This is a genomic window from Nakamurella sp. GG22 (assembly GCF_052976845.2).
In genome coordinates this window covers 1-13,583 of sequence record NZ_JBRIIO020000047.1, presented here as the reverse complement: position 1 = coordinate 13,583, position 13,583 = coordinate 1, and the positions used below count along the sequence as shown (strand labels likewise).

The 13,583-nt window shown below is 70.8% G+C and carries 13 protein-coding genes; all 13 read right to left on the bottom strand.

Annotation, left to right across the window (positions count from 1 at the left end):
* Positions 1 to 135: 135 nt before the first annotated feature.
* Positions 136 to 396, bottom strand: coding sequence for an acylphosphatase (locus ACVBEQ_RS26435; RefSeq protein WP_447156402.1), 261 nt, complete (start codon positions 394 to 396; stop codon positions 136 to 138).
* A gap of 125 nt (positions 397 to 521) precedes the next feature.
* Entirely contained in the window at positions 522 to 1,946 is a 1,425-nt protein-coding gene (locus ACVBEQ_RS26430; protein ID WP_447156390.1) for a bifunctional phosphatase PAP2/diacylglycerol kinase family protein, read from the bottom strand.
* Positions 1,947 to 1,981: 35 nt separating this feature from the next.
* The gene (mutM, locus tag ACVBEQ_RS26425) at positions 1,982 to 2,890 is read right to left on the bottom strand and encodes a bifunctional DNA-formamidopyrimidine glycosylase/DNA-(apurinic or apyrimidinic site) lyase (RefSeq protein ID WP_447156389.1); all 909 of its coding nucleotides are present in this window, start codon (positions 2,888 to 2,890) and stop codon (positions 1,982 to 1,984) included.
* Positions 2,883 to 3,728 (bottom strand): ribonuclease III, encoded by an 846-nt coding sequence (gene rnc, locus ACVBEQ_RS26420; protein WP_447156388.1) that lies wholly within the window; start codon positions 3,726 to 3,728, stop codon positions 2,883 to 2,885. The genes mutM and rnc overlap by 8 nt, the downstream gene beginning before the upstream one ends.
* 5 nt (positions 3,729 to 3,733) lie before the next feature.
* Positions 3,734 to 3,913, bottom strand: coding sequence for a 50S ribosomal protein L32 (rpmF, locus tag ACVBEQ_RS26415; RefSeq protein ID WP_447156387.1), 180 nt, complete (start codon positions 3,911 to 3,913; stop codon positions 3,734 to 3,736).
* A gap of 32 nt (positions 3,914 to 3,945) precedes the next feature.
* Entirely contained in the window at positions 3,946 to 4,542 is a 597-nt protein-coding gene (locus ACVBEQ_RS26410) for a YceD family protein (RefSeq protein ID WP_447156386.1), read from the bottom strand.
* A 202-nt stretch (positions 4,543 to 4,744) separates the two neighbouring features.
* Positions 4,745 to 5,476 (bottom strand): SPFH domain-containing protein, encoded by a 732-nt coding sequence (locus ACVBEQ_RS26405; RefSeq protein WP_447156385.1) that lies wholly within the window; start codon positions 5,474 to 5,476, stop codon positions 4,745 to 4,747.
* A 192-nt stretch (positions 5,477 to 5,668) separates the two neighbouring features.
* The gene (gene coaD, locus ACVBEQ_RS26400; RefSeq protein ID WP_447156401.1) at positions 5,669 to 6,148 is read right to left on the bottom strand and encodes a pantetheine-phosphate adenylyltransferase; all 480 of its coding nucleotides are present in this window, start codon (positions 6,146 to 6,148) and stop codon (positions 5,669 to 5,671) included.
* An 8-nt stretch (positions 6,149 to 6,156) separates the two neighbouring features.
* Entirely contained in the window at positions 6,157 to 6,750 is a 594-nt protein-coding gene (locus tag ACVBEQ_RS26395; RefSeq protein ID WP_447156384.1) for an RsmD family RNA methyltransferase, read from the bottom strand.
* A 3-nt stretch (positions 6,751 to 6,753) separates the two neighbouring features.
* Positions 6,754 to 10,161, bottom strand: coding sequence for a pyruvate carboxylase (locus ACVBEQ_RS26390; protein ID WP_447156383.1), 3,408 nt, complete (start codon positions 10,159 to 10,161; stop codon positions 6,754 to 6,756).
* Between the two features lie 130 nt (positions 10,162 to 10,291).
* Entirely contained in the window at positions 10,292 to 10,432 is a 141-nt protein-coding gene (locus ACVBEQ_RS26385; protein WP_447156382.1) for a hypothetical protein, read from the bottom strand.
* A 122-nt stretch (positions 10,433 to 10,554) separates the two neighbouring features.
* Positions 10,555 to 12,813, bottom strand: coding sequence for an ATP-dependent DNA helicase RecG (recG, locus tag ACVBEQ_RS26380; RefSeq protein WP_447156381.1), 2,259 nt, complete (start codon positions 12,811 to 12,813; stop codon positions 10,555 to 10,557).
* Positions 12,814 to 12,939: 126 nt separating this feature from the next.
* On the bottom strand, positions 12,940 to 13,583 hold a 644-nt coding region (locus ACVBEQ_RS26375), incomplete at its 5' end, for a hypothetical protein (RefSeq protein WP_447156380.1).

Sequence of the window (13,583 nt, the reverse complement as noted above, 5' to 3'; positions counted from 1 at the left end):
CCTGATCACCCCGACAGTTAAGCGGACGGGGACGACATCGGACGTCCGCAGCGCACGGGTGTGGACAACACCCACCCGGGTGCACCACGCATCGGGCGGTGGGAAGACTGTCCGAAGGCGGTCAAAAGGCGGAGGTCAGCGTTCGGAGAACCCGCGCAGATCGCCACGGGGCGCGGAGAACTGCGCCACCACCTTGTCCACCCCACCCGGCGTGCGTGCGCCACGCAGCCGGTCCAGCAGGGCTTCACAGGCCTCGCGGCTGCCCTCGGCGACCACCTCCACCCGCCCGTCGGCGAGATTGGCGGCGCTGCCGACCAGTCCCAGTTCCAGCGCTCGGGATCGTGTCCACCACCGGAACCCGACGCCCTGCACCATGCCGTGCACCCAGGCGGTCATCCGGACCGGGTCCGAGGGCGCGGGCGAACCGCCGTCGGTGTCGGGGGCTGCGTCGTCGGATCGTCGGGAGGCGCCGGTCATGCGGACATGGTGCCCGCCGACCCGGGGCCCGCGCCAATCGCGGCTCAGGACATGGCGCGATAGACCGTCAGCCGCCGCTCGGAGATCTCCAGTTCGACAGTGCTGGTGGGGTCGGTGATCTCGCCGTCGTGCGCGACCGTGCGTGGGCCGGACAGCGACTCGATCTTCACCCGGGCGCTTTCCATCGACCCGTACACATGGGTGCGCTCGACGATGCCGATCAGCGAGTAGAGCACCGCCCTGGTCCGGGACAGCGGGCGATGGGCGTTGAGGAACTGGACGTCGAGCACTCCGCTCGCCAAGTGCTCCCGCCAGGACGGCGCCAGACCGCGAGGGATGTAGCGGCCGTTTCCGATGAACACGATCCAGACGGATTTGCGTTCGCCGTTGATCACCAGGTCCACCGGCTTCTCGTGCCGCAGGGTGCGGATCATCGCGTACGCGGTGGCCGGCCACTTGCCCATCCGGTGCGAGTAGTGGTCCCGTCGGGACACCATCTCCGGGTAATGACCGATGCTGGCGGTGTTCAGGAACGCCTCGCCGTCGATGTACGCGATGTCGACCATTCCGGCCACCCCGGCCTCCACGGCGGCCGTCGTGTACGCGTCGCTGTCCAACCCCAGCGCCTTCGCGAAGTGGTTGAGCGTCCCGGCCGGGAACACCGCCAGCGGTAGGCCGCGTTCGTGCGCGATCTGCGCGACGGTGGCCACCGTCCCGTCGCCGCCGGCCACGCCTAGCGCTTCGGGATCGCCGTCGGCGCCGTCGATCAGTGCCGCCAGGTCCGTCTCCGGGTCCCAGTGCAGGATCGTCGCCTCGGGCAGGGCGGCGGCGATCGCATCCGCCGCGCCGTCGCTGCTCCCGGACTTCTGGTTCACGATGATCGTCAGGCCCTTGCCGCCGGGCAGGGCGGGTGCCGTTCCGGCGGCCATCAGCGCCGGCCCCCACGGCTTCACCGGCCACCACGCCCGACCGATGAAGGCCAGCGTGAGACCGACCGCCGCGCCGGCCCACACGTCGGACCGGAAGTGCACGCCGACGTGCACGCGCGAATATGCGACGGCGGCCGCCAGCGGGACGAGGACGACCCCGGCCGCCGGGAGTTCCATGCTGGCGCCCGCGGCGAAGGCGGCGGCCGAGGCCGCATGCCCGCTCGGGAACGACGACGTCCACGGCCGGTAGCCGATCCGGCGGGCCAGACGTGTCCGCTCCACATCCGGCCGGCGGCGCCCGGTCAACGGTTTGATGACGGCGTTCGACACGAAACTTGCCGCGCCGAGCGTTGCGATGCCGCGGATCGACGCGCGTCGCGTCCGTTTGCCGGTCAGCGCGCCCACGGCTGCGATCGTCATCCACAGCCGCCCGTGGTCGGCCGATTTGGTCAGCAGGCGCAGGGCGTGGTCGAGCGGTCGCACGACGGGGTGTACCGCGGGGGCGATGTCGACGTCGGGTGGCTGATCGGTGGTCCGCACCTGCCGAGCCTACGGCGCTGGCAGACACGATCGGATCAGTGGACCGCGGGTCGGCGGGTCCGAGGCGCGCGCTGGCAGTGCGGGCAGAAAAAGGACGACCGGTTCATGAACGCGTCGCGGCGGATCGGCGTGCCGCACCGCGGGCAGGGCCGGTCCTGCTGCCCGTAGGCGTTCAACGAGCGGTCGAAGTACCCGGATTCGCCGTTGACGTTGACGTACAGCGCGTCGAACGAGGTGCCACCGGCGGCGAGCGCCTCGGTCATCACCTCGGCCGCCGCCGTGAGGACGGACGCGGCGACCGGCCGGGTCATGGTGGCCGTCGGCCGGGCGTAGTGCACCTTGGCGCGCCAGAGCGCCTCGTCGGCGTAGATGTTGCCGATCCCGGAGACCACCGTCTGGTCGAGCAACGCACGTTTGATCTCCGTCCGCTTGCGCCGGATCGTCGCGACGGCGGCGTCGAGCGAGAACTCCGGATCGAGCGGGTCCCTGGCGATGTGCGAGATGACGGCCGGCAGTTCCGCCCCGGCCGGCGCGAAGGCCATGCCGCCGAACGTGCGCTGGTCGAGGAAATCGACGTCCGGCCCGTCGTCGTCGAAGGCGAACCTGATCCGCAGGTGAGGGTGCCGGACCACCCCGTCCGCGGGAAGGTCGGTACCGGTTCCCATAAGCAGTACACCGGCCGGATCGGTGATGCGGAACTGCCCACTCATCCCGAGGTGGGCGAGGATGGCGTCCCCGTCGTCAAGGGCCCACCAGAGGTATTTGCCCCGCCGCCGCACGTCCACGACGCGGTGGCCGAGCACGATCGCCTCGAAGTCGGCGGCGCCGCCGGTGTGCCGGCGCACCGCACGGTCTGAGAACACCTGCACGCGGGAGATCCGCCGGCCGTTCAGGTGGGACAGCAGACCGCGGCGGACGGACTCGACCTCAGGGAGTTCAGGCACCGGCCGAACGGGGGTCGGGCTGCGCGCCGGGCGGCGTGTCCTGGGGACTACCCGCGCTGCCGTTCTGACTCGGCGCGTCGGTGGCCGGCGGCGTGATCGTTTGTTCGGCAGCGACCGCGGCACCGTTGGCCGCGCCCTGCAGGCTCGTATAGGTGGCCGCGGCGGCGGCCTGCTCGGCTTCTTTCTTCGTCCGGCCGGTTCCCGATCCGTACGCGATTCCGCTGAGCATCACCGTGGCGGCGAACATCTTGGCGTGGTCGGGGCCCTGCTCGCTGACCCGGTATTCGGGTACGCCGAGGGCACGTCCGGCCGACAGTTCCTGCAACGACGTCTTCCAGTCCAGGCCGGCACCCAGTTGCGGCGCCGCGGTCAGCAGGTCACCGAACAACCGGTGGATGACCAGCCTCGTGACGTCCAGTCCGTGCTGCAGGTACACCGCGCCGATGACGGCTTCCACCGCGTCGGCGACGATCGACGACTTGTCCCGCCCGCCGGTCAGTTCCTCGCCGCGGCCCAGCCGGAGTTGCTCGCCGATCCCGATGCGCCGGCCGACACCGGCCAGCGCGTGCATGTTCACGACAGAGGCACGCAGCTTCGCCAGCCGACCCTCCGGCAGATCGGGATGGGTCCGGTACAGCACGTCGGTGATGATGACGCCCAGCACCGAGTCGCCGAGGAACTCGAGCCGCTCGTTGGTGGGGAGCCCGCCGTTCTCGTACGCGAACGACCGGTGGGTCAGTGCGAGCACCACCAGGTCGCCGTCCAGTTCGACGCCGAGGGCAGCACTGACAACCGCCGGATCCGGCGTGTTGTTGGCTGTCGACGCCGAACCGCCCACCCGGGTCAGACTCCGACGACCTGGCGGCCGCGGTACTGCCCGCAGGTCGAGCACGCCTGATGCGGAGGGGTCAGCGCGCCGCAGGCGCGGTTCGGGCAGACCACCAGGGTCGGCACGCTGGCCTTCCACTGCGATCGACGCGACCGGGTGTTGCTGCGCGACATCTTCCTCTTCGGGACAGCCACGATTGATCTCCTTCTCGGTTGTTTCGCCTAGGTCATTCAGCAGGGCCGGCAGAAGGCCGGTCCGCGCTCTTGGGTGTATCGGTGTCAACTCTGTCCCGCAGAGCGGCCCAGCGAGGGTCCAGTATCTCATGCGAATGGCCCGGCTCGAGATCGTCGAAACGCTCGCCGCACTCGATGCACAACCCGGGGCAATCCGGACGGCACAGCGGCGCCATCGGCAGCGACAGCACGACCTCGTCCCGAACGACCGGTTCGAGGTCGACCAGGTCGTCCACCAGGCGGGCGATCTCGTCGTCCTCCGTCGTTGCAGCGGTCGCGGAATCGGGGTACGCGTACAGCTCGCGGATCCGGGCGATCACCGGCTCGGTCAGGTCGACAAGGCACCGGGCGCACTGACCGACCGCGGTGGCGGCAGCGGTGCCGGAGACGAGCACTCCCTCGGCCACCGCCTCGAAACGCAGGTCGAGGTCGACCTCCGAGCCGGGCGGCACGGCGACCACGTCAAGGCCCATCGGCTCCTCCACCGGCGCCGCAACACGCAGTGCGCGCAGGGTGCCGGGCCGTCGCCCGAGTGCCCGGGTGTCGAACACCCAGGGGGAGTTCGAGTGCGGGTGCGAATGGGCAGACATGGACACGTTTCTCTCGGGTCTCGCAGTGCGGGGATCGCGGGTCGATGCCGGAAGGGGTGACCTCCGCTCCAGCGGACGCGACCTGCCGTCAGGCAACCCTTCCATGGTAGTCGACACGGGCGGCGGGACCAATTTGCCGCCGCGGTCCTCACCCAGGCGGTGCTCACCCATGCACAGAAAACGCCGCATCAGCGGCGAGGGTTCAGTCCCGGTAGTCGGCGATCCCGCCGCTGCGCAAAGACGTCCGGCCACGACCGATCGTCCGCAGCGTGGTGGTCAGCGTCTCCTCCAGGGATCCCAGGGTGGTGTCCACGTAGCTGTCGCACTCGGCGCGCATGCGGTCGGCGTCGGCGTGCGCGGCATCCAGGATGCGGGCGGATTCGGTGTAGGCGGCCTGCACCACCTCGGTCTGGGTGACCAGCCTCGCCTGCTCGGCCCGGCCGTCCGCGACGGCGGCCTCGTAGGCGGCCCGCCCGGCGGCGACGGTGCGCTCGGCCTCGGCCCGTGCCCTGGCGATCAGCGAGTCGTGCTGTTCCTGCGCGGCCTGCGCGAGCCGTGCGGCCTCGTCCCTGGCCCGGTTGACAAGCCCCTCGGCGTGGGCGGTCGCCTCGCCGACCAGCCGATCGGCCTCCGCCCTGGCCCCACCGACTGCCGCCTCGGCGTCGGCATGGGCCGTGCTGACCAGCCGGTGTGCTTCCGCCTGTGCCTCGTTGACGGACTTGGCCGCGGCCTCCGCTGCGTCACCCAGCATCTGGTCCCGGTGGTCCAACACGTCCTGCGCGTCGTCCACCTCACCGGGCAGGGCATCCCGGACGTCGTCGAGCAGTTCGAGGACGTCGCCGCGTGGAACGACACAGGACGCCGTCATCGGCAGACCCCGGGCTTCTTCGACGATCGTCACCAACTCGTCGAGTGCCTCGAAAACCCGGTACATGAATGGAACCTCCTACGGTCACAACCCGCCCGGTCGCCGGCATGACGACACGCCACGGGGCGGCTTGCAGCCCAGTCTGACAAGGCGCGGACCGGCATCGGCGCCAACACGCCCGGCCGCGCCCGTGCGCAGCGTCACCACTCCGCGGGGGCCGCCGGTGGTCGCTGCCGGTGACACCCGGTGACGACCGGTTCAGCGGTCGCTGAGCTTGGCCCGCAGCGCCGTGGCGACGACCTCCGGCAGCAGGTGGTCCACGCCGCCGCCGTAGGACGCGACCTGCTTCACCAGTGACGAGGAGACGAACGAATAGGTCGGACTGGTCGGCAGGAACAGCGTGTCGACGCCCGTCAGGCCGTGGTTCATCTGCGCCATCTGCAGCTCGTAATCGAAGTCCGAAACCGCCCGGATGCCCTTGACGATCGCCGAGATGCCCTGCGCCGCACAGTAATCCACCAGCAGGCCGGTGAAGGAGTCGACCTTCACAGAAGGCCAGGCCCCGGTCGTCGCACGCAGCAGATCCAGGCGCTCGTCGAGCGTGAAAAGACCCTTCTTGTCCGGGTTGACCAGCACGGCGACGGTGACCTCGTCGAAGAGCCCGGCGACCCGCCCGATGACGTCCAGATGCCCGAGTGTCGGCGGGTCGAAGGAGCCGGGGCAGACAGCTTTGATCATGGGGCGGGTCATGGGGCGCGACCGTAGCAGAGCAGCGTGTCGCCGTACCGGCGAGCGCGGACACCCGCGAACGGCGGCGGCCATCCAGGCTCGCCCGACTTCACCGAGCGCTCCACGATCAGGTCCGCATGTGCGGCGAGCACCCCCGCCGCCAGCAAACCGGTCAGCACGTCAAGCAGTGCTCCAGTGCCCAGGTCGTACGGCGGATCGGCGACCACGACGTCGAACGGGCCGAGCGCCCCGTCCCCCGCCGCCCTCGGGCCGCCGAGCCGGCCGACAACGGCGGCCACGTCACCCTGCAGCACCGTCAATCCCCCGCCGCCGGCGCCGCCCAGTGCCGCGACGTTCTCCCGCAGCGCGGCCAGCGCGACGCGGTCGCGCTCGACGAACACCGCCGACGACGCGCCACGCGACACCAACTCGAGACCGAGCGCACCCGATCCGGCATACAGGTCAAGCACCCTGGCGCCGACCAGCCCGCCAGTCGAGTACAGCGAGCTGGCCAGCGCCGCGCGGACCTTCTCCGACGTCGGCCTTGTCGTCTCGCCGGGCGGGGTGACGAGCCGCCGGCCGCCCCAGCTGCCGCCGACCACCCTGGTCACCGGTCAGGCCTCGTCGGTCAGCACCAGCACCAGGTCGCCGCCCTCGACCTGCTGGACGCTGGTGATCGCGGTGCGCTGCACCCGTCCGGCCCGCGGAGCGGTGATCGAGGCCTCCATCTTCATCGCCTCGATCGTCGCGACCGTCGCGCCCGCCTCTACCTCGTCTCCCTCCGCGACCGCCAGCGTGACGACCCCGGCGAACGGCGACGCGACGTGGAACGGGTTGCCGGGATCCGCCCGTTCGGCGACCGGGATGTCGACGTTCACGCCCCGGTCCCGCACCTGCAGTGGCCGGAGTTGGCCGTTCAGGGTCGTGACGACGGTGCGCAGGCCCCGTTCGTCCGCCTCGCCGACGGCTTCCAGACCGAGATACAGCTGCACCCCGGACTTCAGCTCGATCATGTGCTCGGCCCCGCGCTGCATGCCGTACAGGTAGTCGACGGTCGGCAGCAACGACAGGTCGCCGAACTGCTGGCTGGACCGGCGGAACTCACGGTCCGGGCCGGGAAACAGCAGCCGGTTCAGCGTCGACCGCGGGGTGCTCGCCAGCTCCCGGGCGTCGTCGTCGTTCAGCTCCCCGGCCACCGGGGTGAACGTCCGGCCGGCCAGTGCCTTGCTGCGGAAGGGCTCCGGCCAGCCGCCGGGCGGATCGCCGAGCTCGCCGGACAGGAAACCGACGACCGAGTCCGGGATGTCGTACCGCCCGGGGTTCGCCTCGAAGTCCGCGGGGTCGACCCGGGCGCCCACCAGGTGCAGCGCGAGGTCGCCGACCACCTTCGACGACGGGGTGACCTTGACCAGGTGCCCGAGCATGGCATCGGCTGCGGCGTACATGGTCTCGACTTCCTCGAACCGCCCGCCGAGGCCCAGCGCGATCGCCTGCTGACGGAGGTTGGACAGCTGCCCGCCGGGGATCTCGTGCCGGTAGACCCGGCCGGTCGGCGAGCGCAGCCCGGATTCGAACGGCGCGTACAGCGCCCGGACTGCCTCCCAGTACGGCTCGAGGTCCTCCACCGCTCCCAGCCGCAGACCCGTTGGGCGGTCGGTGAAGTCGGTGGCGGCGACCAGCGCGGACAGTGGCGGTTGGGACGTCGTCCCGGCCATCGGCGCGCTCGCTGCGTCGACGGCGTCCACGCCGGCACCGGACGCGACGAGATAGCTGGCGAGCTGCCCGCCGGCGGTGTCGTGGGTGTGCAGGTGCAGCGGCAGGTCGAACCGTTCGCGCAGGGCGCCGACCAGCGTCCGCGCCGCCGGGGCGCGCAGCAGCCCCGCCATGTCCTTGATGGCGAGCACGTGCGCACCGGCCTCGACGATCTTCTCGGCCAGCCGCAGGTAGTAATCCAGCGTGTAGAGCTTCTCGGCCGGGTCGGAAAGGTCGCCTGTGTAACACAGCGCGACCTCGGCGATGGCGGTGCCGGTGTCCCGCACCGCATCGATCGCGGGCCGCATCTGGCCGATGTCGTTCAGCGCGTCGAAGATCCGGAAGATGTCGATCCCGGTCCTGGCCGCCTCGTGCACGAATGCGTCGGTGACCGCCTTCGGATAGGGCGTGTAGCCCACCGTGTTGCGGCCCCGGAGCAGCATCTGCAGGGCGATGTTCGGGATCGCCTCCCGCAGCACCGCCAGCCGTTCCCACGGGTCCTCCGCCAGGAACCTCAGCGCGACGTCGTAGGTGGCGCCGCCCCAGGCCTCCACGGACAGCAGTTCCGGCGTCAGCCGCGCGGTGGCCGGGCCGACCATCGCCAGGTCCTTGGTCCGTACCCGGGTCGCGAGCAGCGACTGGTGGGCGTCCCGGAAGGTGGTGTCGGTGACCTTGAGCTGCGGGCTCTCCCGCAGCCAGCGCGCGAACCCGTCCGGGCCGAGCTCGGCGAGCAGCTGGCGCGACCCCTTCGGTGCCGGTGCGGTCAGGTCGACCGACGGCAGTTTGGTGTGCGGCTCGATCAGCCCGGTGGGCCGCGGCCCGAAGGGCCGGTTGACGGTCACCTCGGCGAGGTAGCTGAGCAAGCGGGTGCCACGGTCGGCCGATCCGCGGGCGGTCAGCAGGTGCGGGTGGGTCTCGATGAAGCTGGTGCTCACGCCGCCGGCGGCGAAGTCGGGGTCCTCCAGGACGGCCTGCAGGAACGGGATGTTGGTGGCCACGCCGCGCACCCGGAACTCGGCCAACGCCCGCCGCGCCCTGGCGACGGCCTCCGACCAGTTCCGGCCGCGGCAAGTCATCTTGACCAGCAGCGAGTCGAAGTGCGGGCTCACCTCGGCACCGGAATGCACGGTCCCGCCGTCGACCCGGACCCCGCCGCCGCCCGCCGACCGGTAGGTGATGATCTTCCCTGTATCCGGCCGGAAGCCGTTTGCGGGATCCTCGGTGGTGATCCGGCATTGCAGAGCGGCGCCGCGGATCTCGATCGACTCCTGCCGCAGGCCCATGTCCTCGAGGGTCTGCCCTGCGGCGATGCGGATCTGCGACGCGACAAGGTCGACGTCGGTGATCTCCTCGGTGACCGTGTGCTCGACCTGGATCCTCGGGTTCATCTCGATGAACACGTACCGGCCGTGCCGGTCCAGCAGGAACTCGACGGTCCCCGCGTTCACGTAGCCGATGTGCCGCGCGAAGGCGACCGCGTCGGCACAGATGGCGGCCCGCAGGTCCGGGTCCAGCCCGACGGCCGGCGCGACCTCGATGACCTTCTGATGCCGGCGCTGCACCGAGCAGTCCCGCTCGTAGAGGTGGATGGTGCCGGCCGGATCGCCGTCGGCGGCGCGGCTGTCGGCCAGGATCTGGACCTCGATGTGCCGCGGCTCGATCACCGCCCGCTCGAGGAACACCGTCGGATCGCCGAACGCGGACTCCGCCTCGCGCATCGCGGTGGCCAGGGCCTCGGGCAGCAGGTCGGGTGTCTGCACCATCCGCATGCCCCGACCGCCGCCGCCGGCGACGGCCTTGACGAAGATCGGGTAGCCCACGGTCTCGGCCGCCGCGACCAGCTCGTCGATGTCGGCGGACGGTGCCGACGACTCGAGCACCGGTACCCCGGCGGCGCGGGCCGCCCCGATTGCGGTGGCCTTGTTGCCCGCCATTTCCAGGACGGCCGCGGACGGACCGATGAAGGTGATGCCGTTGTCGGCGCACGCCTGTGATAGCCGGGGGTTCTCGGACAGGAACCCGTACCCCGGGTAGACGGCGTCGGCACCGGAAGCCAATGCGGCCCTGATGATCTCATCGACATCGAGGTAGGCGCGGACCGGATGACCGCGCTCGCCGATCTGGTACGCCTCATCGGACTTCTGCCGGTGCAGCGAGTTGCGGTCCTCGTAGGGAAAGACGGCGACGGTCGCGATCCCGAGTTCGTACGCCGCGCGGAAGGCGCGGATCGCGATCTCGCCGCGATTGGCCACCAGGATCTTCGAGAACATCGCACCACTTTCGTCCCAGCCGAAACCGGGCCCCCTGGGCGGCGGCCCGCTCTGGGAACCTAGCGTGCTGACCGGACGGCCGGGCGGGCCGGGTGCGCTGCCACCCCGCCGGTTCCCGGGCCTCCCGGGGTCAGATCCGGCCGGCCACCTCGGCGCGCTCGACCGCCAGTCCGTCGGACAGGAAGCGGCTCATGATCAGGCTCGGAATCATCGGCACCACGGTGAGCAGGATCAGCAGCACGACCAGGGTGAGGATATTGGTGACGAGCATCGAAAGGGCTCCTTGGCTGTGGGTTCACGGCAGCTGAATTGATTCAGCTGACCGGATGACGCCGAGCCGGCGGGCGGGTTGCCGCTCGTCTCGCTGAGCACCCGGTTGGCCCAATCCCGCAGTCAGCCCTTGTCGAGGTATTGCTGCTCCTCGGAGGCGATGACCAGCGACACCATCTCCGCCAGCCCCGGCCATGCCTTCATCTCGGGGTCGTCGCCCACCAGACCCATCGAGTCCGCGCGCGCCGTCTCGATCACCGGCCGGTCCCGCAGCAGCGAGAGCTGTTTGAGCGCCGTCGATCTGCCCGCCTGGCTGGTGCCGAGCACGTTGCCCTCACGGCGGAGCTCGAGGTCGGCCTCGGCCAGCCGGAATCCGTCGGTGGTGGCGGCCACGGCGTCCAGCCGCGTGCGGCCGATGGTGCCGGCGGGCGCCTCGCTGACCAGCAGGCAGATCCCCGGTGCGCTCCCACGGCCGACCCGGCCGCGCAGCTGGTGGAGCTGGGACATCCCGAATCGCTCCGCGTCCATGATCACCATCATGGTCGCGTTGGGCACGTCGACACCGACCTCGATGACGGTCGTGGCGACCAGCACGTCGAGCTGCCCGGCAGCGAACGCCGTCATGACGTCGTCCTTCTCGCCGGGCGGGAGCCGGCCGTGCAGGATCCCGATCCGCAGGTCCACCAGCGGCCCCTCCTGCAGCATGGCCGCCACCTGGATGACGGTCAGCGGCGGCCGCCGCGCCGACTCAGCACCTTCATCGGAATCGGTGTCCTCGAGGACGCTGCCGTCCTCGGACAACGCCGCCTGCTCGTCACCGTCGCCGATCTTGGGGCACACCACATAGGCCTGGTGGCCCTTGCCGACCTCTTCCCTGATCCGCTGCCACGCCCGCTCCACCCAACCCGGTTTCTCCGCGGCGGGCACGACGGTGGTCCCGATCGGCGATCGACCGCGCGGCAGTTCGGACAGCGTCGAGGTGTCGAGGTCGCCGAACACCGTCATCGCCACGGTCCGCGGGATCGGGGTGGCCGTCATCACCAGGACGTGCGGCGGATTACCGTCAGGGTGTTTGGTGCGCAGGGCATGTCGCTGCTCGACACCGAACCGGTGCTGCTCGTCCACCACGACGAGCCCGAGATTGGCGAAGAACACCCCTTCGGACAGCAGGGCGTGCGTCCCGACGACGATGCCCGCCTGGCCGGAGGCGATCGTCAGCAGCGCGGTCTTGCGCACCTTGGCCGGCAGCGAGCCGGTCAGCAGGGTGATCGCCGTCGCCTCCGGCGGTGCGCCCAGCTCACCGCCCCGGCCGAGCTGCCCGAGGACGTCGCGCAGCGACCTGGCGTGCTGGGACGCGAGCACCTCGGTGGGGGCGAGCATCACCGCCTGCCGCCCCGAATCGATCACCTGCAGCATCGCGCGCAGCGCCACCACGGTCTTGCCCGAGCCGACCTCACCCTGCAGCAGCCGGTTCATCGGGTGGATCGTCGCGAGGTCCTCGGCGATGGTCTCGCCGACCGCGCGCTGGCCCTCGGTCAGCTCGAACGGCAGGTTCCCGTCGAACGCGTCGAGCAGGCCGCCGGGGATCCGCGGGCACGGCTCGGCCGGGTAGTTGCGGGCGTCGGCCCGCCGCCGCGCCAACACGAGCTGGACCGCCAGCGCCTCGTCGTACCGGAGCCGCGCCTTGGCCGCTTCCAGGTGCTGCTCGTTCCGCGGCCGGTGGATGTCCCGCAGCGCCGTCCCCAGGTCGACCAGCCGGTGCTCGGCCAACAGCACGTCCGGGACCGGGTCGGAGACGTCGGAGATCAGGTCGAGGGCGGCGCGGACACAGTGCTGTACCTGGGTCTGGGTCACGCCCTCCACCAGCGGATACACCGGGATGACGCCTCCGGGAAACGACTCGATGACGTCGACGGCGGTGTCCGTGCTGCCGCTGCCGTCGTCGACGATCGCCACCGACGGCGAACTGATCTGCAGCGTGTTGTTGAACATGCTGACCTTGCCGGAGAACATCGCGTCGGTCCCCGGCCGGAGCACCTTGGACCAGTGGTACTGGTTGAAGAAGGTGCAGGTCAGCTGCCGCTTGCTGTCCCCGATGACGACGTTGGTGATGTGTTTGACCCCGCGTCCCTTGCCCCGGTTCCCGGCCCGGGCGTGGCCCAGGTCGCGCTCGGTCACCTTCATCACCTTCGCCCAGACGGTGGCACGTTCGCCGAGTACCAACGACCCGAGGTCGGTCAGCTTGCCGCGCTGGTCGTACTTGCGCGGGTAGTACCGCAGCAGGTCGCCGACCGTCAGCAGCTCCAGCTTCTCCACCAGCCGGGTCGCCGCCCGGGATCCCAGCGCCGTCTTCAGCGGGGTGCTCAGCGTGACGTGCTCCACTGCGCCTCCCAGCTGCCCGCGCGATCGCGGCCCGGTCGCGGACCGGGTCCATCTTGACTGCCCGCACCGTCAGCCGAGTTTCAGGCCCTCCGCGACACGCGCTGATCAGCCTCCGACGACGGCGGGTCAGTCGCGGGAGGTGACCTGCAGGTCGAACGGCGTGCCGTAGGCGAACACCTGGCTGAGGACCTCACCGGTGCGGTCGGTGTGGACGTGGAACCGGGGCCACTGCGACCCCGGCCAGACCGTGAGATCGGCTCCCAGGCCGACGATCTCGTTCGACAACAGCCGAACCTCGGGTGCGGGCAGACCCATCGTGAAGGTGATCTCGGCGCGGAAACTGTGGCCCAGATTCTCCCCGGGCAGTGCGCCGCAGGCGGCCGGCTCCCCCGGGGGCTCCGGATCGCGGGTCTCGACCTCCAGCGCGACGAGCAGCCGCCCGACCAGGCCGCGGATCCGGTACTCGACCCGCTCGACCGGATCGCCCGGCACGCCTATCCGCCAGCCGTTGGTGGCGGCGCCCGCTGCGGCGGCGGCGATCTCGTGCAGAGCGGCTCCGTCGACCACCAGTTCCGCGGCGGCAAAGCCGGCCAGCCGGGCCGACTCCGCGGCGGTCTGCTCGGCCGCCCGCCACTGTTCGGTAGGACGCTGCGCGGTCGAGGAGATCTCGCCGTGCAACGCCGCCGCCGCTGCGTTCATCCCCGCGACCAGGGCGAGCGCATCGATTCGTGCTTGTCCGTGGTACTCGGCAACCGTGGGCTGAGTCGGAG